Origin of the sequence: Weissella sp. MSCH1, assembly GCF_045799135.1 — a bacterium.
Classification (GTDB): domain Bacteria; phylum Bacillota; class Bacilli; order Lactobacillales; family Lactobacillaceae; genus Weissella.
Window position 1 is genome coordinate 56,472 of record NZ_JBJMBA010000044.1, and the last position, 22,037, is coordinate 78,508.

General features: G+C 45.4%; 20 protein-coding genes. All 20 read right to left on the minus strand.

The genetic code is table 11. From position 1 onward, the window contains the following. Positions 1-10: 10 nt before the first annotated feature. The 20 genes from mutS to ACJ28U_RS09225 all read right to left on the minus strand — a co-directional run bounded on the left by mutS (position 11) and on the right by ACJ28U_RS09225 (position 22,020). Positions 11-2,653 (minus strand): DNA mismatch repair protein MutS, encoded by a 2,643-nt coding sequence (gene mutS, locus ACJ28U_RS09130; protein WP_407619045.1) that lies wholly within the window; start codon positions 2,651-2,653, stop codon positions 11-13. 74 nt (positions 2,654-2,727) lie between these two features. Further along, a complete protein-coding gene (locus tag ACJ28U_RS09135; protein ID WP_010373543.1) occupies positions 2,728-3,270 on the minus strand; it encodes a DUF177 domain-containing protein in 543 nt (180 codons plus the stop codon). 3 nt (positions 3,271-3,273) lie between these two features. Next, complete coding sequence (locus ACJ28U_RS09140; protein ID WP_407619046.1) at positions 3,274-4,467, minus strand: nucleotidyltransferase; 1,194 nt, start codon at positions 4,465-4,467, stop codon at positions 3,274-3,276. Between the two features lie 17 nt (positions 4,468-4,484). Then, positions 4,485-5,231, minus strand: coding sequence for a class I SAM-dependent methyltransferase (locus tag ACJ28U_RS09145; RefSeq protein ID WP_099088374.1), 747 nt, complete (start codon positions 5,229-5,231; stop codon positions 4,485-4,487). After that, complete coding sequence (rsfS, locus tag ACJ28U_RS09150; RefSeq protein WP_010373537.1) at positions 5,231-5,602, minus strand: ribosome silencing factor; 372 nt, start codon at positions 5,600-5,602, stop codon at positions 5,231-5,233. The genes ACJ28U_RS09145 and rsfS overlap by 1 nt, the downstream gene beginning before the upstream one ends. Beyond that, positions 5,602-6,201, minus strand: coding sequence for a bis(5'-nucleosyl)-tetraphosphatase (symmetrical) YqeK (yqeK, locus tag ACJ28U_RS09155; protein ID WP_099088375.1), 600 nt, complete (start codon positions 6,199-6,201; stop codon positions 5,602-5,604). Before yqeK ends, rsfS begins: the two co-directional genes overlap by 1 nt. Then, positions 6,164-6,829, minus strand: a complete 666-nt coding sequence (locus ACJ28U_RS09160; RefSeq protein ID WP_010373533.1) for a nicotinate-nucleotide adenylyltransferase — start codon at positions 6,827-6,829, stop codon at positions 6,164-6,166. Before ACJ28U_RS09160 ends, yqeK begins: the two co-directional genes overlap by 38 nt. Positions 6,830-6,856: 27 nt before the next feature. After that, a complete protein-coding gene (yhbY, locus tag ACJ28U_RS09165) occupies positions 6,857-7,171 on the minus strand; it encodes a ribosome assembly RNA-binding protein YhbY (protein ID WP_043707651.1) in 315 nt (104 codons plus the stop codon). Position 7,172: 1 nt separating this feature from the next. Then, positions 7,173-8,315, minus strand: coding sequence for a ribosome biogenesis GTPase YqeH (gene yqeH, locus ACJ28U_RS09170; RefSeq protein WP_010373529.1), 1,143 nt, complete (start codon positions 8,313-8,315; stop codon positions 7,173-7,175). Further along, positions 8,308-8,835: a YqeG family HAD IIIA-type phosphatase gene (locus ACJ28U_RS09175; protein WP_010373527.1), complete on the minus strand. Its 528-nt coding sequence runs from the start codon at positions 8,833-8,835 to the stop codon at positions 8,308-8,310. The genes yqeH and ACJ28U_RS09175 overlap by 8 nt, the downstream gene beginning before the upstream one ends. 158 nt (positions 8,836-8,993) lie before the next feature. After that, positions 8,994-10,142, minus strand: coding sequence for a D-alanine--D-alanine ligase family protein (locus tag ACJ28U_RS09180; RefSeq protein ID WP_099088377.1), 1,149 nt, complete (start codon positions 10,140-10,142; stop codon positions 8,994-8,996). 68 nt (positions 10,143-10,210) lie between these two features. Continuing rightward, positions 10,211-11,194: a DUF2785 domain-containing protein gene (locus ACJ28U_RS09185; RefSeq protein ID WP_407619047.1), complete on the minus strand. Its 984-nt coding sequence runs from the start codon at positions 11,192-11,194 to the stop codon at positions 10,211-10,213. A 112-nt stretch (positions 11,195-11,306) separates the two neighbouring features. Further along, complete coding sequence (locus ACJ28U_RS09190) at positions 11,307-13,139, minus strand: APC family permease (protein ID WP_099088379.1); 1,833 nt, start codon at positions 13,137-13,139, stop codon at positions 11,307-11,309. Between the two features lie 185 nt (positions 13,140-13,324). Beyond that, the gene (groL, locus tag ACJ28U_RS09195; protein ID WP_407619048.1) at positions 13,325-14,944 is read right to left on the minus strand and encodes a chaperonin GroEL; all 1,620 of its coding nucleotides are present in this window, start codon (positions 14,942-14,944) and stop codon (positions 13,325-13,327) included. Positions 14,945-14,993: 49 nt separating this feature from the next. Continuing rightward, complete coding sequence (locus tag ACJ28U_RS09200) at positions 14,994-15,269, minus strand: co-chaperone GroES (protein ID WP_010373518.1); 276 nt, start codon at positions 15,267-15,269, stop codon at positions 14,994-14,996. Positions 15,270-15,436: 167 nt separating this feature from the next. Beyond that, positions 15,437-17,395 carry an ABC-F family ATP-binding cassette domain-containing protein gene (locus ACJ28U_RS09205; protein ID WP_099088380.1) on the minus strand — a complete coding sequence of 653 codons (1,959 nt, stop codon included), beginning with the start codon at positions 17,393-17,395 and terminating at the stop codon, positions 15,437-15,439. Between the two features lie 126 nt (positions 17,396-17,521). Further along, positions 17,522-17,845, minus strand: a complete 324-nt coding sequence (locus tag ACJ28U_RS09210) for a hypothetical protein (protein ID WP_407619049.1) — start codon at positions 17,843-17,845, stop codon at positions 17,522-17,524. Positions 17,846-17,932: 87 nt separating this feature from the next. Continuing rightward, positions 17,933-18,634, minus strand: a complete 702-nt coding sequence (locus tag ACJ28U_RS09215; RefSeq protein WP_099088382.1) for a glycosyl transferase — start codon at positions 18,632-18,634, stop codon at positions 17,933-17,935. Between the two features lie 11 nt (positions 18,635-18,645). Further along, positions 18,646-20,580 (minus strand): glycosyltransferase, encoded by a 1,935-nt coding sequence (locus ACJ28U_RS09220; protein ID WP_407619050.1) that lies wholly within the window; start codon positions 20,578-20,580, stop codon positions 18,646-18,648. Between the two features lie 129 nt (positions 20,581-20,709). Next, on the minus strand, positions 20,710-22,020 hold the full coding sequence (locus ACJ28U_RS09225) for a bifunctional folylpolyglutamate synthase/dihydrofolate synthase (protein ID WP_407619051.1): 1,311 nt from the start codon (positions 22,018-22,020) through the stop codon (positions 20,710-20,712). Positions 22,021-22,037: the final 17 nt, after the last annotated feature.

Genomic DNA, 22,037 nt, shown 5'->3' on the forward strand with positions numbered 1-22,037 from the left:
TAACCCTCTTTTACTTCATTTGCTTTTGCCACTCATTTAACTTCATCATGGCATCTAATGGCGTCATTGTTGCAATATTTGTTGCTTTAATTTCATCCAAAACGGCTTGCGTGGCTGTATCAATTTCTGGTCCAACGGCAAACAAGTCTAACTGCGTATCTGCTGGTTCAGTCGTCGTAACCTCGAGTTCCGGCTCAGCCACCGGCGCCTGATATGTGGCAACTGGTTCAGCTAGCTTAGCAGGTTGTGTCGGCGCTGTCGCTTCCAATGACACATCCTGAGCCTCCAAGTTGGCCAAAATATCAGCCGCCCGGTCAATCAAACTATCTGGCAAGCCCGCCAATTTGGCAACGTTAATCCCGTAACTTTGATCAGCTGGACCCGTTAACACCTTGTGTGAGAAGACTAATTCGCCATTTTCTTCCGTTGCACCAACGTGAACATTTCGCAAATTAGGTAATTCATCAGATAGCGCCGTTAACTCGTGATAGTGAGTTGAGAATAACGTTTTCGCCTTCGTGTTATTGTGCACGTGTTCAATAATCGCTTGCGCCAACGCCATCCCATCATAGGTTGCTGTTCCACGTCCAAGTTCATCAAACAAAATCAATGATCGCTTTGTGGCGTTCTGAATGGCTGTATTTGCCTCAGACATTTCCACCATGAAAGTTGAATTACCTGAAATCAAGTCATCCGCCGCCCCAATGCGGGTAAAGATTTGATCAAAAATAGGCAACTCAGCTTCGCTAGCTGGCACGTACGAACCGATTTGAGCCATCACAACCGTCAACGCTAATTGACGCATGTAGGTTGACTTACCGGACATATTCGGTCCCGTAATCAACATGATGGTCTCATCCTCATCCATAAACACATCATTGGCCACATAAGATTGGTGACCCAACACTTTTTCAACAACCGGGTGGCGACCGTCTTTAATCACTAACCGTTGCTTATCCGTCAACTCAGGCCGCGTAAACTTGTAGTCCTCTGCCACGGTTGCCAATGATTGTAGCACATCCAACTCAGCCAATGTGGCCGCGAGCTTTTGAATACGGGTAATGTTATTTTTAATTTGCTCACGCACTTCCGTAAATAACTGGTATTCCAAATCACTCGACTTCGTTTCGGCTTCCAGAATCATTTGCTCACGATCCTTTAGTTCGGGCGTGATAAAACGTTCCGCATTGACCAATGTTTGCTTACGCGTATAACGGTCTGGGTCGAGTTTATCAATGTTCGCTTTAGTGACTTCAATGTAGTAGCCAAACACCTTGTTAAAACCGATTTTCAACGAACTAATACCAGTTTCGCTACGTTCCTTCGCCTCTAATTCAGCCAACCATTGCTTACCATTCTTCATGACACTGCGATATTCATCCAGGCGTGTGTTATACCCGGCCCGAATCACGCCACCATCAGTGACCGAAATTGGTGGTTCTTCAGCGATAGCCGTGGAAATTAACTTTTCAATGTCTGACACAGGGTCAATTCGACGGAGCAAATCGCCGAAAACGGCCGGATCTAAATCTCCCAGCGTTACCATGATATCTGGCACTTGTCGCAACGAATTACGCAACTGCAATAAGTCACGGCCGTTTGCTGTACCATACGCCACGCGTCCAGCCAAACGTTCCAAATCGTAGACTGACTTCAATGTTTCCTGCAATGCCGCCCGCGAGAAGAAATCTTTGAGTAACTCACCAATCTTGTCATAGCGTTGCTCAATCGTTTCCCGATCCAGTAATGGTTGTTCCAACCATTGCTTTAAGGCACGACCACCCATTGCGGTTTTCGTATTGTCCAGCAACCATAAGAGGGTACCAGACCGTTGTTGGGTGCGTAAATTAACCGTCAATTCCAAATTAGCGCGTGAGTTACGATCTAACTTCAAATATTGCGCGATTTCGTATGATGACGCCATTTGCAAATGATCAAGTGACCGTTTTTGTGTCGCAAACAGATAGGCCAATAACACATCGGCGGCCTCTTTTTGTTCTGGCACCGTCAGTTGTTGCGTCAAATACGACGTTTCCGCGTTAGCCGCTTCTTCATCCTGATGTGACACCAAAATTCCCAAACTGGTTAAATTGGCCGTCAAATCATCTGGCAACGTTGCGTTTGTGACAATTTCCTTAGTTTCCAGGCGACTGATTTCATTAAGCACGCCCCCAGTTGCAGTCACCGTGGTCGCTTTAACTTCACCCGTTGATAGATCGGTATACGCCAAGCCGAAACCACCCGCTGGTGTGATTGATAGACTAACTAGATAGTTATTTTCTTTCGCCGCATCAGCACTTGTGCGCATCCGGGTACCAGGTGTCACCAATTGGACAACCTCGCGCTTAACCATTCCTTCTGCTTCAGCCGGATTTTCCATCTGTTCAACAACCGCAACTTTGTATCCCTTATCGACCAAAATATCGATATAATTCTGGGCGGCGTGATGTGGTACGCCAGCCATCGGAATTGGTTCAGCGGAATTCTTATTCCGTTGGGTCAACGTTAATTCTAATAGTTGTGATCCCAAAACGGCATCGTCATTAAACAGTTCATAAAAATCTCCCAGACGATAAAACAAAAATGCATCTGGATATTGCGCCTTGATTTCGTTGTACTGCTTCATCATCGGCGTTTCTTTCGGCTTAGCCATTATGCAAGTATTCCTTCCGTTTAAAATGTGGAAAAACGCTCACCGGTTCAACGCCGGTAAGCGCTTCTGTTTAACTAATCTTCATCCTTGAACAAGTCAGCCAAACCAGCCAGTGGCGTATTCGCTTGTACTGGCTCTTCTTCCTTTTTCTTGTCAAAGTCATCTTCAGAAATCACTGCCCAACCATTTCCTTCAGGCATTGGTTGATTCTGTTCTTCTTCAGTCAACACTTGCAATGGCACTGACAATGCCACATACTCGGCCAACGCCTGGTTGAAATCAATCACACCATCTTCAACTAAGATGACTGAATCCTCAATTTCATAACGGTCAGCGTGCGCTTCATCTTGCAAGTAAACTTCGTCAATGTCAAAATCAATTGGCATTTCAACAGGTTCCAATGAACGCGTTGACGGTGTCACTAGTTGTCCCTTCACATTCGCGTGAACAATGATGTCTTCACGATCTGCTTGTGCAAAACCCGTCACTGTTAACGGGGTAACATCTAAAATGACATCCCCAAACGTTGTTGTAATTTCATCCTTCAAATCCACAACTTCATTGAACTGGAGTGCTTCTGTCTTATACTTCTGGAGTTCCACAAATTGCCACTTCATGACTTATCCTCTTTCTATAAAAACTGGAATGCGACCGGTGTCCTGCGCCTTCGCAAGATCGGCTGGTCGTTGTGAGAAAAGTTGATACAATCGACCAGCTCGATAATCAAGCGCTAAAATGCCGGTTAAATCATCCTTTTCAACTTTATGTATCACCGGCAACGAAAACTCATCACGCTGTTGCTTGAGATAACGACGACCAAGTTTCGTGGCCCCAAGCATGCGCAAATAAGGCGTTGCCATCGCGGTTTGCATTTCCGCGCTTGTAATATTTAAAACAGTGTATAGTAACGTGCGTTGTAGGCGCGCTTGTGTATATCGTTTCGACTTATATGCTGCCATAAATGACGTAAAATCAGTCGCTAAGTGTTGCGCCACCTGCTCTTGCAATCGATACGCTAAACCATCCGTTAACTGATAAATTTGTTCAAGTTCAGCAATTGGCGTCGTCATCACTTTCGTTTGCAACGCGTGGTACCAAGTCGTTGACCAAGGTGCGGTTTGAGCGCCTTGGGCTAACAACTCAGCAGCTTGCTGTCCAACGTACGGTAAGAAAGACGTCGTTGGTGCTTGTTTGTCCATTAATTCTCGGATGGCAGTTGCACTGGCAATATGATCATCAACCAACTGCGTCTCATGATAGCCCGCTTTAATCCGCTGGATTGGTCGCAACGTGATTGTCCCTACTAAGCCTAATTCAATGACAGCGGTCGCATACGCAAACCCTAACATATCATTTGGATCAGTTAATCGAAAGCCAACCACGTCCGCCAGCACATCATTAAATGCCGTGGCATAAGTTTGACTGTAGTCAGTTGAAAACTGTTTGTCAGCCATTAACCGTTGATGGGCCTGTTGTGCTAGCGCTAGAAAGTCCAAATCGCCGTGTTCAGCGCCAAAAACAATCGTTTTCACACCCGTATCGGCAAGCAATTGCACTGCACCACGCGCAAAAATATGCGCCGGCTGTACCGCAAATGCGAACGGCAATTCAAAAACTAAATCAACCCCACCTAGTAACGCCAGTTCCGCCCGCCGCCACTTATCAAAGCTAGCTGGCACCCCACGTTGCACGTAGTTACCACTCATGACAGCGACCACGACGTCAGCACCGGTTAGTGCTTTCGCTTGTGCCACATGGTAAGCGTGTCCATTGTGGAACGGATTATATTCGGTTATTAGCCCAACAGCCTCCATTACCAGCTCACTCCTTTTTAAGCTTTCGTTGCGTTAAAGAACCAACGTGGCGATTCCGCCGTTACTGTTTCGCGACCAAAGTCAGCCAATACCTCAATGTTGGTAAAACCAGCTTCAGTCAACAAGCGCTTATATGTTTCTAACTCGTACGTGCGCTCTGTGTGCACTTCTTGAATTTGTTGGAAGCCATCAATTTCTTCATTGTAAACAAAGAATGTTAACTCGTGTTCTACTGTGTGGGCTTGCTCCTCAACACCATATGAAGACCACATAAATGCCGTCTCATCATCGTGCCAATTGTACATATAACCCGGATAGTACACGTCGGTCTGCCATGGCGAAATCACGTCAAACAAAAATTGACCATCATCTTCCAAGTGAGCTGCAACTTGCTTAAAGGCTTGCAGCGTTTCTTCTTCAGACGCCAGATAATTGAAAGAATCCGCAAACGACGTAATGGTTGCAAACTTTTGCTCGTAATCTGACCATTCACGCATATCACCTTCAATTAGTGGCAACATCACATCTGCTTCCTGTGCGTGTTGTGCTGCCAAAGCCAACATTTCAGTTGATAAATCAAAGACCGTGACGTCTTCGTACCCAGCCTTCTTTAATTGGATAGCCAATCGACCTGCACCACCCGCTAATTCTAATAACTTACCATCTTTGTTCTTAATGAACTTAGTAGCGTATTGGAACCAATCAGCGTATGCATCCTCATCGAACAGGTCGTCATACAACTTCGCAAAAGTTTGATAATTCATTAGAACTCTTCCTTAACAATCCATTGGTCAATATCAATTTCAGGTGCAGCGCCCCACAACTTTTCCAAGTTGTAGAATTGACGCATCTCATCCTTGAAGACGTGAACAAACAAGTCACCAAAGTCCATCAAGACCCATTCACCTTCACGACGGCCTTCGTGGCGTTGCAACTCGAATCCTGCTTCAGCCATCTTGTCTTCGATTTCATCAACAATCGCCAAAACTTGGCGTTGCGTTGGGGCATCCAAAATAAGGTAGGCATCTGCCACCAAGCTAATTTCGTGAATGTCCAAAGCCATCAAGTTTTCAGCGCGCTTTTGATCAGCGGCCTTAACAGCTACTTCCAACATTTCGTTTACTTTGTTTTCCATTACTTCTCTACACTCCATGCGTTGTAAGTCAAAAGCGTTCCCGGATAAACCGGCACGCGCTTTTCAATGAGGTACGCTAATGTGTGGCCCGTTTGCCATCCCACACTAGCCGCAAGGTCATCAAACGCCAAAGCTCGAACTTCTTCGACCCCTGGGAAGTCACGCCCTGCTTCAATATAATCTGCCATATAAATAATTTGGCTCAGCGTCGTCATATAAGGGGCACCTGTTGTGTGCTGACGAATTGCCGTTAGGATATCTTCGTTTTGAATGCCCAGCTCATCCTTGACCATTTCTGCGCCAACGATACCGTGCCAAACGTTATTACCCCAATTAACCAAATCCGGATCCAATTGCTTTTCCGCAATCTTCGCCAAGAAGTCAGCATCTGAGCGTTCCTTGGCGTAATCGTGCGTCAAAGCTGCCACAGAAGCCAACTCTGCATCAATGCCCCACTTGTCTGCTAGCCGAACTGCCATTTCCTCCACACGTAGGACGTGTTGGAAACGGTAATCAGACATAGCAGCTTGTGCAGCTGCGACTAAACTTACTCGTGACCCGTTATAGTACCGGCCCCGATAAATCATCTCGTTTGTCATCCATGTATAACCCGTTTTCTACAATGTAGGCTGCCACCATATCTGGTAGCAAGTAGCGAACCGACTGCTTGGTCGCAATTCGCTTTCGAATATCCGTTGAACTGATTTCAAGGTTTGGCACCTCAACCCATTTCACGGGATAATCCGATTCTCGTGGTTGTCCTGGTCGATTAACCCCGACAAAATTCACTAACTTCAACAGGTCATCAATGCGATACCATGTTTTCAGATAAGCGACTTCATCACCGCCGATAATGAAATAGTATTCATAATTAGGGTGCTCAACTTTTAATTGCAACATGGTGTTGTACGTATAACTCTTACCACCTCGCTGCACTTCCAGCAGTTCCAAACCAAAATGGCTGTTACCTGCAATGGCCGCTTGCACCATTTTGGCACGATGCAAGGGATCGATTGCCCCCTTAGGATCAACATGTGGCGGCTTAGCATTCGGCATAAAGTAAACTTTATCTAAGCCGAGCTGTTCAGCGACTTGTTCGCCAATCACCAAATGTCCCAAGTGCGGTGGATTGAATGTGCCACCTAAAATACCAATTTTCTTTGTCTCACCGACAAAACTACGCTCAGCTTGTGCTTGCGTCATTGTCTTCTCGATTGTATTAATCATGCCCGAACCCCCGTTCCGAGAGTGATGTTAAATTTTTTGAACGGCGACAGAGTAGCGACGGTTCTCTTTGTCAGCTGACTCTCCGAACAATACTAGCGTGTGTCCAATCGTTTGAACAACTTGAATATCCGTGTTCTCTTCGATAAATTCCTTCAAATCAGCAACTTCAACATCTGAGTTTGCCAAGATATTAACCTTGAACAACTCGCGCTTGTTGATTGCATCTGAAAGTTGATCCAACCAGTTTTGTGTCAATCCTTGCTTACCAATACTAAAGAGTGGTCGCATGTCGTGCGCTGAGGCACGTAGGTAACGCTTTTGCTTACCGCGTAGTGAAATCATATTAAATCATTGCCCTTCGTGTTAATACTGAAACACCCTCGGGTGCCCAGCCTGCTACTACCGTGTTGGCAGGAACTGTAATCCAGCCCAATCCATCAATCACGATATCCGTCTTCTCAGTCACCTTAAACTCGTGACGTTGCAATGGTGGCAACATGTCTAAGTTTTCCGTTGTTGGTGGCATCAATAGTTCACCAGCGTGCTTGCTGTAGAACTCATCCGCCTTTTCCAACTTCGTCCGGTGAATCATCAAATTATTTTCAAAGTAAGCCGTAATGCCGGCCTTCTCACCTTGAATGAAATCAAAACGGGCCAAGGCCCCCATGAACAACGTTTGTTCTGGGTTCAATTGATACGTCTTTGGCTTCAATTCCTTTTGTGGTGAAACGTACTTCAAATCCTTTGGCGTCAAGTAGTGTGCCATTTGATCTTGGTGAATGATTCCTGGTGTATCAATAATGAATGTGTCATCATCAAGTGGAATTTCAATACGATCCAACGTCGTTCCTGGGAAACGTGACGTTGTGATGACATCCTTTGAATCACCAGTTGCATCCTTAATGATTTGGTTGATCAACGTTGACTTACCAACGTTCGTCACACCAACGACGTAAACTGAACGGCCTTCACGATACTTTTCAATCATATCCAACAGTTCAGGCACATCATCACCGCTCTTACCTGAAGTCAACATCACATCAATTGGACGCAACCCAGCTACATTAGCTTGTTGACGCATCCAATCCTTAATCTTTGAACGCTTCAAAGACTTTGGCAAAACATCAACCTTGTTACCAACCAACAAAACTGGGTTCTTACCAACAAAGCGGTGCAAGCCTGGAATCAATGACCCTGAGAAGTCAAAGACGTCCATCACGTAAACAACCAAAGAGTCAGTCGTTGAAATTTCGTTCAACAACAAACGGAAATCATCATCCGTCAAATCAACGGGTTGAATTTCGTTATAGTGACGCAAACGGAAGCAACGTTGGCACAATACTTCTTCATTTTCAAAGCCCTTAAGCAAGGCTGACATTGGGGCATAACCCAATTCACCCTTACGCTCAGTTTGAATCAAAGCGCCACAACCAATGCAGCGCAAACCATCGTCCAAGTAACCTTGTACTTCTGTTTCACTAATCAAGAGTAGTCCTCCATTGTAGTTCTGGGTGGGCATTCAACATGCGCTTCTTAACACCCTTTTCAAAAAAACGATTAATCTTTGTATTCCACTGGTCAGTCTCAATTAGCGGCTTAACCAAAATGCTCCGAACGCCATAATTATTAGATGACCAGACGTCAGTTAATAATTGATCGCCGACCATGACAACTTCTTGCTTCGCCAAGCCAAGCGTTGTTGTGGCCTCGTTTAGACCACGGGTCAGTGGCTTCAAAGCACGTGAGACAAATGGCAACTTCAAAGGTTCAGCAACGCGCGCGATACGGGGTGCTGAATTATTTGAAACGATCATTACAGGGATTCCTGCCTCGTTCATTTGTTCAAGCCAGTCGTGCAATTCCGTTGTGCCGTCTGGGTTATTCCAAGCAATCAACGTGTTGTCCAAGTCAGTCAGCACTGCCTTGATTCCTTGCGCCTTTAATTGTTCAGGCGTCAAACGGTAGATTGCATCAATCATCCAAGTTGGTGTAAATGATTCAGTCATTTTAAGTCCTTTTCTACAAATTGTCTTACTATAAATTATACGCTAAATAACGGCGTTTATAAAGTAGCGATAGCTAGTTAAGCATCGCGTGTTGCCACATGCCACCAAATAAAAAACAACCAGCAACAACACTGTTACTGATTGTTTTTAAATCCATATTACTTAGCGCGCTCGGCGTTGTACTTCTTTTCACCAACGTGCTCTTCACCCAATGACACGAAGTCGTATGACAACTTGGCATTGCGTTCGAATTCAGCCAAACCGTAGTTGATAATTTCATCAATCAAGTTCGTGTAGCTGATACCTGAAACTTCCCACATTTGTGGGTATAGTGAGATATTCGTGAAGCCAGGCAATGTATTTGGCTCACCTAAGTATGGTGTGCCATCAGCGTCAATCATGAAGTCCATACGAGTCAACCCAACAAGTCCCAATGCCTTGTAAGCGTTTAAGGCCATGTCAGTGATTTCCTTTTCAAGGTCATCCCCTAACTCAACTGGCAATTCAAAGACCATTCCTGATGCATCAACGAACTTGTTGTTGTAGTCGTACCAAACATCTTGTTCAGGCAAAACAATCCCACCCAAACGAGATGCACGTGGTTGTTCGTTACCCAAAATTGAAATGAAGACTTCACGTGGCTTGGTCAAAGCAGCTTCCACTAAGACCTTGTAGTCATATTGCAAAGCATCCTTAACACCAGCTTCGAATTCTGCGGCGTTCGTGACGCGTGAAATTCCAACTGATGACCCTTGCTTAGCAGCCTTAACGAATAGCACTTCCGTACCAAGCTCCTTAACAAGTCCCTCGTACGTGTAGTCTTGGAAGTTTTGGTCCGTCAACAACACGTACTTCGTGTTACGGATACCAGCTTGGTTCAAGATACGCTTCGTCAAATCCTTGTCAAATGACATTGCTGAAGCTGCAGTACCAGGTCCAATGTATGGCTTTTGCAACAAGCGGAACAACGCTTGCAACGTACCATCTTCACCCAAGTTACCGTGCACTACGGGGTAGAACAAGTCAATTTCTGACATCTCACCCAAAACTGCAATTGGTGCCAACGGGTTCTTCAAGTCCATCTTTGACTTTGCTGCTGCCACAATCGTATCTTCGTCTTCACCATCAAATACGCGCTTTGAATCAGCGGCATTGATCATGATTCCGTCCTTAGAAATCAAGAAAACCGTTACGTTGTACTTTTCCTTGTCCATTGCATCGTAAATGTTACGTGCTGAACGCTTTGAAACGTCGTGTTCTGATGAATTACCACCAAAGAACATCGCAATGTTTAGCTTTTCTGACATGTCTATCTCCCTGTCAAACTGATTTATTTGGAACCCTCAGTATAACACGTTCCTGAATTCTTGATAAGTTACGCTAGAAAGTTTCGCGCTTCGTTAAGATAATTATAAATTTCTTTAGGCAACTTTTCGCGCAATAGTAACCCTTGCAGTAAACGTTGTTGGTTGTACATGCGATGCCAATCAGCCTCAACTTCCGGTTGCATCTGACGGGTCATTTCTTGACGCCATTGCTTTAATTGCTTCAAGAAGTAATCGCGATACAGCGGGTTCATGTTCACCAGCGTCACGATATAACTATCAATTCGCCGATTTTCTCCCATCACCAGTGGTGTCTCCAAACGCTTGATACGTTCAATCAGCACCGTCAACAAGAAAATCTTGTCTGCACGAGTCACAGCATCATCGTTTGATAAATCATCCAACATATTACCAACGTGCAAGAATGTGTGGGCCCAGCCTTTACCCTCAACAAAACCACGCGTGTCATGTTCCAACGCAATATAAGTCGCTAAGTTATCAATCATCATTTCATGCAAATCATCCGTAAACAAATCAAAGTCATTCGTCCGATTAGCATAGTTCAACATCGATAAAATAAACACCGCAAATGATCGGAAGAAAATACCATCATTGTTTGTTTCCGTAATGTGCGAAAACAAGACGGAATCCTGCAAGAGGTAGCGTGTCATCATAACAACTTGGTTATCACTGAAAATATGATTCTGTAAGCCATCACTGACAAAGAAAAACACACCGCGATCACGTAATTCAGGATCAGTCTGACGCAACCCCGTCATCATGTCCAATACGTCTTGATCTGTGACCACCACCGGTTCACCAGCAATTAACGCCGTCTGCCAATCAGAAAGTTTTTCTTGCAATGAACTAGCAGTGGCTGCATCTAATTGCGTAACGGTTGTTGGGGCATCATAATCAAATTGATCAATCAAGCGACCAATCTCAGCGCCCATCGAATCAAATAATTCGCCATGGTGCACCCGTTCACGGATGGCTTGTAATTCTTGTCGGACTTCATCAACGGTATAATCCATTATCTCTATCCCTTTATTTTCTCTAAGTTTTTTGCTTTCAAAATAAAAGCTATCATCAATAGGTTAACACAACCTCCTGATGATAGCAGATGAAAATATTCGTTTTTAACAACTATTCCTTGAGGTGGAAGTAGTACGTCGATACCGTGACATCACGTGAGGCCAACGCTGTGCGCAAACGCAAACTGTTTTGGTTGTGCAACGCATTTTGCCAACCGTGACGTGGTACGAATTGCGGAATCAAGATGGTCAAGGAATGATTGCGTTCCTTAGCCCCCTTCGCAATTTCATCCACGAAACGTAATGACGGCTCTGTAATTGAGCGATATGACGAGTGAATATCCACGTAGCGGACATCCGGGAATTCACGCTTGAATTCCACGCCCAAACGATGTTCCTTTTCCGGATTTGAATCAAACGAAACGTGCATCGCCAAAACCCGATCACCCATTGATTGAGCATAGTCAATCGCATCGGCCGTTGCCTTCGTCAAGTTCGAGACCAACACAATCACAGTCGCACCATCGTAATGATGACGCTTGACCGGCTCCTTAGACAAAACACGTAGTTGCTTCGCGACAGCGCGGTAGTGCTTGTTTACAGTCCAGAACATCTTAATGAGCACTGGCATGATAATCAAGTAAGGCCATACTGACTTGAAGTGCATCCAGAATAAGATAACTACCAAGGCAAATGAGATAGCTGCACCAACGAAATTGATTGATGCCTTACCTAGCCAGATTCCTTCACGTTCACGGAACCAGTGAATAATCATTCCTGATTGTGACAACGTGAACGGAATAAATACACCTACAGCATACAATGGAATCAGTGCTTCGGTCGAACCGTTAAAGATTAACAGCAAGACGATGGCACCAATGGCCAATGACATAATACCGTTTGAGTAGCCTAGACGATCACCCTTGTCCATGTAGATGTGCGGCATGAACTTATCCTTAGCCAAATTAAAGGCCAATTGTGGGAACGCTGAGAATCCAGTGTTGGCCGCAACCGCCAAAATCAAAGCTGTGGCAATTTGCAACAAATAGAACAGTACGCCATGGCCAAAGGTTGCTTGACCAATTTGAGCCAAAACCGTGACGTGATCATTTGGACGAATACCGTACCAGTATGACAAGAACGTAATTCCGGCAAAGAAGAAGGCCAAAATCAAGGCCATGATCGACAACGTCGCCGCTGCATTACGAGGCTTTGGTTCTTTAAAGTTTGGTACGGCATTTGAAATCGCTTCAACACCAGTCAACGAAGATGATCCACTTGAGAACGCCTTCAAGAACAAGATGATACCGATATTCGAGCCCGTCGTACCGATAGCCGACGCAGCATGGAATGCTACCTGGCCAGTGGCGATGTTATATAACCCATATAGCACCATGCCAGTAATCATCAAGATAAAGAAGTAAACCGGTACCATCAAGAAACCAGCTGACTCACGGACACCACGCAAGTTGATCCCCATCAAAATCAAGATAATCACGACACCAATCCCAACTGCATAAGGATGTAAGGCTGGAATTGCTGAGGTAATGGCTTCTGTACCTGCCGCAACAGATACGGCCACGGTCAGCATGTAGTCAACCAACAATGAACCACCCGCGACAAGTCCTGCGTTACGTCCCCAGTTGGTTGACGTTACGACATACGCACCACCACCCGATGGGTACGCATGAATGATTTGGCGATATGACAACGTAATCGCTGCCAACAGCACCAAAACCAGAATTGCGATTGGAATTTGCATCCAGAGGGCCGCAGCACCAACAGCAATCAAAGCCGTCGTAATTTGCTCCGTACCATAGGCAACTGATGACAACGCATCAGAAGACAACAATGCCAACGCCTTGGTTCGACTCAAATGTTGTGAGCCTTCTTCCAGGGTCTTCAATGGCTTTCCAATCAACAACCGCTTTAAAAAGCGCCACATGATTAATTCGCTCCTATTAAATTAGATTTAGCTGTTACGCCAATTTGTAAGACGATTTAAAATTTCTACAACGACTTATTTTAGTGCTATTTACACGCGTTGTCTATCATTGATATTTAGATAGTTTTTCACAAACAAAGAACCACCGCCAAAAGCATGACGGTGGTTCTTTAGTTTGTTTTAAATTACATCATTCCCGGCATACCTTGAGCAGGCATTGCAGGGGCTGCGTCTTCCTTAGGTTGCTCAGCAACAACAGCTTCAGTCGTCAACAACAAAGCTGACACTGAGGCAGCATTTTGCAAAGCTGAACGCGTCACCTTCGTTGGATCAACGATACCGGCAGCAACCATATCAACCCATTCATCAGTCGCAGCATTGTAACCAATACCAGGCTTTTCGGCCTTCAATTGGTTCACAATCACTGAGCCTTCCAAACCAGCATTTTCAGCGATTTGACGAACCGGCTCTTCCAAGGCACGACGCACAATGTTGATACCCGTTTGCACATCCCCGTCCTCAGACAAGGCAGCAACAGCAGGGATTGCGTTAACCAAAGCAGTTCCACCACCGGCAACGAATCCTTCTTCAACAGCGGCACGTGTCGCATTCAAGGCGTCTTCAATCCGGTACTTGCGCTCCTTCAACTCAGTTTCAGTTGCGGCACCGACGTTGATAACAGCAACACCACCGGCCAACTTAGCCAAACGCTCTTGCAACTTCTCACGATCAAAGTCTGACGTTGTCTCAGCAATTTGACCCTTAATCAAGTTAACACGCTCAGCGATGGCATCCTTGTTACCAGCACCTTCAACAATCGTCGTGTTATCCTTTGAGACCGTAACCTTAGCAGCTTGACCAAGTTGGGCAATTGTAACGTCCTTCAAGTTCAAACCAAGATCTTCGGTAATCACTGTACCACCCGTCAAGATGGCAATGTCTTCCAATTGGGCCTTGCGACGGTCACCGAAGCCAGGGGCCTTAACAGCAACCACGTTAAACGTACCACGCATCTTGTTCAAGACCAACGTTGGCAAAGCTTCACCCGTAATATCATCAGCAATGATCAACAAAGCACGACCTTGCTCGACAACACTTTGCAACATTGGCAAGATTTCTTGAATGTTAGCAATCTTCTTGTCCGTAATCAAAATGTATGGGTTGTCCAAAGCGGCTTCCATCTTGTCCGTGTCCGTTACCATGTATTGTGACATGTAACCGCGGTCAAATTGCATCCCTTCAACAACATCCAACGTTGTCTCAATCCCCTTTGACTCTTCGATGGTGATAACGCCGTCGTTACCAACCTTCTCCATTGCCTCGGCAATCAACTCACCCACTTCTGGGTTAGCAGCTGAAATTGATGCGATTTGCGCAATTTCTTCCTTCGTTGACACCGTCTTTGACATGTCGTGCAATGACTTAACAGCCGCATCCGTTGCCAATTCAATTCCGCGACGCACACCAACTGGGTTAGCACCGGCTGTCACATTCTTCAAACCTTCGTTAATGATAGCTTGTGTCAAAACAGTGGCCGTCGTCGTACCATCACCAGCGATGTCATTGGTCTTTGAAGCAACCTCAGCAACCAACTTTGCACCCATGTCTTCAAAGTGATCTTCCAATTCGATTGACTTAGCGATTGTCACACCATCATTCGTAATAGTTGGTGCGCCGTAGCTTTGTTCAATCACAACGTTACGTCCCTTAGGACCAATCGTCGTCTTAACTGTATTTGCAAGCTTATCAACGCCGGCTTGCATCTTAGCGCGTGCATCTTCAGCAAACTTAATGTCCTTAGCCATGATTTATTCACCCTCTATTTTAATAGTTTAATTATCTGTGTTTTGTAAATTAAAGAACCGCAACGATATCCTTCTCGTGTACGACCAAGTAGTCGACACCGTCAACCGTCACTTCTGAGCCAGCATACTTATCAAAGATGACTTGATCACCTTCCTTCACTGCAGCTGGGGCCGTCAAGTCACCAACTGATTGCGTTGAAACAGCAACAACCGTTCCGGTAACTGACTTTTCTTGAGCGTTTGACGCAAGCAAAATGCCACCAACTGATTGCTCAGGTGCTTCTTCAACTTGCAAAACAACACGATCTCCCAAAGGCTTCAACATGTTATATGACCTCCATAGGCAATTATAATTTTTAGCACTCTCTTTTGTTAAGTGCTAATCAACATAACTAATAATAGCACACTGAGATATTTTTGCAACAAATTTTGTGCAATTATTTACCCGGACAAGACAAAAAGTCTCGACGATTCCCGCCGAGACTTTTTGTCTTAATCATTAAATTCTTCCAGTGCCATGCTTGCTTCAGTCCATTGTTCCTCGACTGTTGCTAATTGTGCATCCAACGCAGCGATCTCCTTAGACAAGTCCGTCAACTTACCCAAGTCAGCACCATTGGCTGGATCATTTAACTCTGCGTTCAGTGCATCTCGCTTGGTATTCAACGTTTCCATTTCTTCTTCAGCTGCTGACACTGCCCGTTCAAGTTTGCGCTGTTCTTTCTGACGCTCCTTGCGTTCTTCACGACTCAAGTTCTCAATCGGCGCTGCTGACGCTTCTTTGAACTCTTCCGTCGTTTCAAAACTGGCCTTAGCCCGGTGCGATTCCGCTTGTTCGCCAGCCGTCTTCTCCAAGTAGTAATCGTAATCACCATCAAAGAAACGCGTACCGTTTGGTGATAATTCAACCACCTCGGTCGCCACAGCGTTAATGAAGTAACGGTCGTGCGAAACAAAGAAAATCGTGCCGTTAAACTCATTTAACGCTGTCTCAAGCACTTCGCGCGAATCAATATCCAAGTGATTAGTTGGCTCGTCAAGAATCAAAAAGTTTGCATGTTGCAATGACAACTTCGTTAGCAACAAACGCGCGCGTTCACCACCCGAAAGTGCTGACACAATCTTATCCACCGATTCACCCGAGAACATAAATGAACCCAAAATTGAGCGCACATCGCGTTCTGGCATTGTTGGGTGTTCATCCCAAATCGTATTCAAAACGGACTTCTTTGGGTCCAAAGTTTGCTGCTCTTGGTCATAATAACCAACCTCAACATTCGCACCCATTTTGATTGTGCCTGCAATCAAGGGTAGCTTCCCCAAAATCGTCTTAATCAACGTTGACTTACCGATTCCGTTTGGTCCAACCAACGCCACTGCATGTTGCTTGTCCACATCAATATTAACGTGCTCAGCCAAGATATTCGTTAAGTCATATCCTAACTTCACTTCGTTGACGCGCATTACTTCATTACCAGACTCTTCGTCAGCTGAAAATTGGATATGAGCAACACCCGTTTCGTTCTTAGGTGCTTCTAAGCGTTCCATGCGTTCCAACTGCTTACGTCGTGACTGGGCTCGCTTCGTCGTTGACGCGCGGACAATGTTACGGTTCACGAAGTCTTCCAGCTTGGCAATCTCTTCTTGTTGCTTATCAAACGCCTTCTGTTCTTGCAGCACCTTGGCGGCCTTTAGTTCCATAAAGCGCGAGTAATTACCCGTATAGTGGTCCAATACCCCTGAGTGCATGTCATATATCTCGTTCACGACGCGATCCAAGAAGTAACGGTCGTGGGAAACGATCAACAATGCCCCCTGGTAGTTTTGCAGATATTGCTCCAACCACGACAACGTTTGCATATCCAAGTGGTTCGTTGGCTCGTCCAAGATTAGCAAATCAGGCGTCTCCAGCAACTGCTTCGCAATCGCCAAACGCGTGCGCTGACCACCAGATAGCGATGAAATTTTTTGATCATAGAATGATTCGTCAAAGCCAAATCCATGCAATACCGATCGAATAGTTGCTTCATACCCGTAACCATTCATTTCATTGAAATCGTGTTGTGCTTGATCATACGCCGACAACAAACTCGTGTACTCATCACTTTCGTAATCTGTTGCTGATGCGATTTTAGCTTCCATATCACGCATCTTCTTTTCCAACGAAATAACCCGGTCAAATGCCGTTAACATCTCATTGTAAACAGACAAATCAGAGTCCAAACCTGAATTCTGTGCTAAATAGGCAAGCTTGATGCCTTTTTTCATTGAAACAGTTCCCTCATCAGGTTGTGTTTCACCAATTAGCATCTTCAAAAGCGTTGACTTACCAGCACCATTACGCCCGACCAAGCCAACCCGACCTTTATCTTGAATCTGCATTGATATGTTTTCAAAGAACGTTACCCCGCTAAAACGGCGAGCAACGTTACTTGCTTGTAAAATAATCATGATTATATATCTCCGTCTCAACACCCCGCATCCAGGGCATTGCCTAAATCTCTTTATCTAGTGTAACAGAAAACGCAAAAAATTCCGCGATAGTCAAAAGACTACCCCGGAATTATCCTTGCTATTTTAGTCTGCCTGTCTGATCTCCCGTCGGAATGATTGCCAGACTAATCCACCAATCGTTGTGACGGCAACCATCACCAGACCAAGCCATGTGTAACCCGCCAACGTATGATTGGTTTGATTACCGGCCTTCATCGCTTGCACTTCATCGTGCGTTTGGTATTGGACCGCTGCGCCATCATCCAGTTGCGCACTGGCGACCTTCGCACCATCAGCAGTCGACTGACTTGCCGTCACCCGACTAACCGCCGTTTCATCACCAAACGCTGTGCCACCTACCAAACTAAAACCGAATACAATCAACGCAACCACTATAAAGCGCTTCATGATATTCTAACCCCTTTCTCTGTTCGACTAACTTACCCATGTTAATCTCATTGAAAGTGTATACCATATTACGCTAAAAAGAGTAGATTACTGGAAAACGACACCTTGCTTCTGCTTTTCGTGCTGAATAAAGTACTCCCAAGCATGCATTTCACTCTCAAACCAGAGATGTTGACCATCGTAGTCCATAACTTCCAATGATGTTTGGACAAGTGGCCATTCATTATTCGGCTTACCTTCAATGTGCTGCCACATAAATGATGCTCGTGCAGCAACATCCCCTGTTGGCGTATAGAAAATAATGTTTGAGATATTCCCGTTCGTTTGGTAATAACGAGTCGCTGACTTAAAGCCACGCCAGTCCCAAATATCCGTCACAGCAACATTGTCTAGTCGGTCAATGTAATGCAACATTGATGAACGACCGCCTGGATTGCCGGCAAACAACTCCACATCAATTACATTGCGACCGTAAGTTGTGCCAAAACGACGGGCTTGCGCCATTCCCCAATCAATCCCATCCAAGTGGTAACGCGTCTTATCGATTTGCGGATTGTGTCGGTAGTGAACCATCTTAGGGTCCACATCAGTTGCCTTTTGAAACACATCATACATATTCAACAAATCTTGATCCGTTAAACCGTGATTAACCAAGTGCATATGTTGATCTGGGTAATACCCACGTACAACAATTTTTGCATCATTGCCCGCTGCACGATCCTCTTTTACACGTGCAGCCACGTTAACATCAAGCGTTGGCAAATCTGAATTATCAATATATAAGTTCATCACTGCTCTCCTTAATTCGCTGCAAAGTAAGTGACACCTGCAACACCATTAATTGTCACTTCATCCGATCGTTGCCCGAGGGTGTAAGCCGTCATCGTTGTACCGCCTTCACCAACCCCAACATTTGATAGCGCCGGAGCCTGAGCTGCCATCGCTGGCCAGCGCTTGTTGGCATCATCTAGCAATCCTTGCCAAGCTTGCCACACGTTTTCCTCGTAATAACGGTCACTGTGATCATAAGCCGCATCTGAGAAGGCTTGTAACTTTTGTGGATCATTGAATAATTCAAGGAAGCGATCGGCCATTTCAGAAACAAATTCATCTTCTTGACCTTCTGGTGCCCAGGCTGTCAAATAGCCATTCTCACCATCGATAATCAGATCATTAGGTCCGTAATTCACATTCGTCGATACACCTGGCAACCCATTTGACATGGCTTCCATCATTGAAATGTTGAACCCTTCCATCATTGAAGCCAGACCATATACTTGGTGTGAACGGTGAATAGCGTACAGCTCGTCACGATCCGTAACGTAGTCATGCAAGGTCACAACTGGTGAATCCAAACGGCGGACTTCATTAATATCAGTTGTCTCTTCGCCCTTTTCATTCAGCATCGTTGGCTTTGGGAGTCCATACTTATCGAACAAGTTAATCAAGTCCTTGTTGGTCTTATTGTTACCAGTGTTATCAAAGTACCCATAAACATCTAAGTGCGCATTCAATCCCGGTTGCTTTTGGTTCGCAATCATCAGAGCTTCTGCTACCGCAGCGGGACGCTTGTCTGGTGCTCGACGCACAATCATCAAGACTGAATTTGGTTCACGCTCAGCCATCGGTACACGGTTTGCTTCACGAATTTCAGCTGGGACAACCCCCACTGGAATGGTAAACGGCGTTGCTTTTGGCGCATAACGTGCCACCACGTCAGCCGTTTGACGTGGCATCGCTGAAATAATCGCATGATAGTCATTCATGTGCATGAAATCAAACTCATAGTTGTTATTTTCATCTGTCGTCATGACATCACGGGTATCCGACGCATGCAAGTTGTGCAAATGGAACCCGATATAAGCTGGTCGATCCATGTGCAACAACACTTCATCAGCCGCCGTCGTTCGATCCATAATGAAGACATTTGGGTGATCCTCTGAATAAAAATCATTATTTAAATCATTCACGAACTCAGCCGTCAATTCATCAAATGAATCAAAAATATACGTCATTCCGTTGCGCTTAATCAAACGATAGCCCGCCATAAAATTAACAAATTGCGGTGCCTCAAACGGCTTAGCTTCAAACGGTTGGCCTGACATGCGCGCATTATCGGCCAATTGATTTTGCGCATCAATGTGTTGACGGTTCATCAGCATCGTTTCAGACATCCGAGGCCCTTTACGACGCAAAAACTCTTCAATCACCGGGCGGCCTTGACGGTCCACAAACACATTTGTATTAGGGGTACCATCTGGGTCGATATATTGTTGGCGGCTAATAAAGCCACGTGAATCATACGTATCAACCCGGAACAAATTGCCAAAGTGTTCAAACACTTCCACCATCGTGACCCGATTTTCGTGCTCTAAGTCTACGTGAATCCGCCCCAAAAAACGTGTTCGTTCAATATCTTCAAACGCCATAAACGTCTCAGGCTTATCAGCCATTGGCTCCACCACTGCAACTGGTCGACCACCCCATTCAACATCTTCGGCCGTCACGATGCGATCGGGCACATATTCTGTCCCTGCATAGTAATCATACATATTAATCACTTCAGCATCGTTTAGTTGCCAGGCCAGCAAATCTCGATGACCATTGGCGTTGTAAACCCGGGTCACGATTTTAAATGACTGACCATTCTTGCGGAATAACTTACCACGTTGCACTTGGGCGTGTTCAATCCCTGAGCCCTGCGCGGCAAGTCCCTCATTGACGAAAAAATTCATCGCACTTCCCTCTTCTTATCCAATTTACTAAAGCAGCTCATCCTTTTGAAACATCATCATCAATCGCTACTGTCTTAATTTAAGTATACCAAAAAACGCCTGCAGATTAGTGCAAGCGCGTGTGCATTTTTATAGATTAGCACGAACTTCTGACACAAAATATAATGACCCTGTGAACAAAATCATATCATTTTGCTTCGCGAGTGCTTTAACGGCCTGATAGGCTGTTTGCCAATCCTGGTGAACGGTGACCGTGTGTCCAGTCACTTGAGCGGCTGCCTCACTCGGATCTAGAACTGTCCGACTGCCTGGGTTTTGAAAACCAACGACGTGAAGGTCCACATTAGGCAAGTCAGCCAGTGTGTGGAGCATTTCCGGATAAGCTTTATCCGCCAACGCCCCGAATAAGATATGGACAGTTCGTTGCTTAAACCGCCGCGCCAATGTTGTAGCTAATGCATCTACACCGTGCTGATTATGCGCGCCATCCAAGACAGTTAACGGCGTGTTTGATACGCGTTCAAACCGAACCGGCCAAGTAACAATTGCCAAGGCCGTCTCAATCATCTCAGGTGTCAGTTCACGACCAAGCAACTGTGCAGCTAGCGTGGCTGTTTGAATGGCCACGGCAGCATTTTCTATTTGGTAATCACCCATCAAATCCACGAAAACGTTTTGCTGCGTTACGGTACCGGACAAATTAAAGTGTTCACCCCATTCACTATCACCAGGCACCATGGCAACCTCAAATTCATGACCGAGCTCATAAAGCGGAGCACCTGCGGCCTTGGCAACCGTCGTTACGACTCGACGCGCTTCTTCTGGTAAACGTCCTGTCACGACCGGACGTTGACGTTGAATAATGCCTGCCTTTTGTGTGGCAATTTCAGCTAATGAATTACCTAGCACCTGCATGTGATCTAACCCAACCGTTGTAATTACCGATAGCAGTTTATCAGGAATTACCTCGGTCGTGTCCCAGGTTCCCCCGACACCAACTTCTAGCACGACCACATCAACTGGATGCTCTGCAAAGTACACAAACATCATAGCTGTTAACGTTTCAAACTCAGTTGGACCGCCGTCAGGCAATTCTTGGTCCAACGCTTCCGTAATTGGTGCAATGCGCTGCATAATCGCCAATAAATCCGCATCCGGAATGTTACCATCATTTCCTTGAACACGTTCATTGAACGTCATAATAAAAGGCGATGTAAACATCCCCACCGTCAAGCCCGTTTGACGCAATAATTGGGCAATCATCTTACTAGTCGAGCCTTTGCCATTCGTCCCAGTAATATGAATAAACTTAGAAGCCCGTTCTGGATGACCTAATCGATCAAGAAGTGCTTCAATTCTGGCAAAACTAGGTGTTTTCTTCCACTTGTGACGTCCGTGAATATAGGCAATGGCGTCAGCTGCCGTTTCAATTGTAATCATCTGAACGGACCTCCTTT

Bases quoted from the DNA above. Each gene is read 5' to 3' on its own strand.
- ACJ28U_RS09145 (WP_099088374.1), bottom strand. From the start codon at position 5,231: ATGAATTATCAAACTTTTGCGAAGTTGTATGACGACCTGTTCGATGAG.
- ACJ28U_RS09210 (WP_407619049.1), bottom strand. From the start codon at position 17,845: ATGAAGCGCTTTATAGTGGTTGCGTTGATTGTATTCGGTTTTAGTTTG.
- yhbY (WP_043707651.1), bottom strand. From the start codon at position 7,171: ATGATTTCACTACGCGGTAAGCAAAAGCGTTACCTACGTGCCTCAGCG.
- ACJ28U_RS09140 (WP_407619046.1), bottom strand. From the start codon at position 4,467: ATGGAGGCTGTTGGGCTAATAACCGAATATAATCCGTTCCACAATGGA.
- ACJ28U_RS09200 (WP_010373518.1), bottom strand. From the start codon at position 15,269: ATGTTGAAGCCTTTGGGAGATCGTGTTGTTTTGCAAGTTGAAGAAGCA.
- ACJ28U_RS09220 (WP_407619050.1), bottom strand. From the start codon at position 20,580: ATGAATTTTTTCGTCAATGAGGGACTTGCCGCGCAGGGCTCAGGGATT.
- ACJ28U_RS09215 (WP_099088382.1), bottom strand. From the start codon at position 18,634: ATGAACTTATATATTGATAATTCAGATTTGCCAACGCTTGATGTTAAC.
- ACJ28U_RS09190 (WP_099088379.1), bottom strand. From the start codon at position 13,139: ATGTGGCGCTTTTTAAAGCGGTTGTTGATTGGAAAGCCATTGAAGACC.
- ACJ28U_RS09135 (WP_010373543.1), bottom strand. From the start codon at position 3,270: ATGAAGTGGCAATTTGTGGAACTCCAGAAGTATAAGACAGAAGCACTC.
- yqeK (WP_099088375.1), bottom strand. From the start codon at position 6,201: ATGACAAACGAGATGATTTATCGGGGCCGGTACTATAACGGGTCACGA.
- ACJ28U_RS09180 (WP_099088377.1), bottom strand. From the start codon at position 10,142: ATGTCAGAAAAGCTAAACATTGCGATGTTCTTTGGTGGTAATTCATCA.
- groL (WP_407619048.1), bottom strand. From the start codon at position 14,944: ATGGCTAAGGACATTAAGTTTGCTGAAGATGCACGCGCTAAGATGCAA.
- ACJ28U_RS09225 (WP_407619051.1), bottom strand. From the start codon at position 22,020: ATGATTACAATTGAAACGGCAGCTGACGCCATTGCCTATATTCACGGA.
- ACJ28U_RS09205 (WP_099088380.1), bottom strand. From the start codon at position 17,395: ATGATTATTTTACAAGCAAGTAACGTTGCTCGCCGTTTTAGCGGGGTA.
- mutS (WP_407619045.1), bottom strand. From the start codon at position 2,653: ATGGCTAAGCCGAAAGAAACGCCGATGATGAAGCAGTACAACGAAATC.
- rsfS (WP_010373537.1), bottom strand. From the start codon at position 5,602: ATGGAAAACAAAGTAAACGAAATGTTGGAAGTAGCTGTTAAGGCCGCT.
- ACJ28U_RS09185 (WP_407619047.1), bottom strand. From the start codon at position 11,194: ATGGATTATACCGTTGATGAAGTCCGACAAGAATTACAAGCCATCCGT.
- ACJ28U_RS09175 (WP_010373527.1), bottom strand. From the start codon at position 8,835: ATGACTGAATCATTTACACCAACTTGGATGATTGATGCAATCTACCGT.
- ACJ28U_RS09160 (WP_010373533.1), bottom strand. From the start codon at position 6,829: ATGATTAATACAATCGAGAAGACAATGACGCAAGCACAAGCTGAGCGT.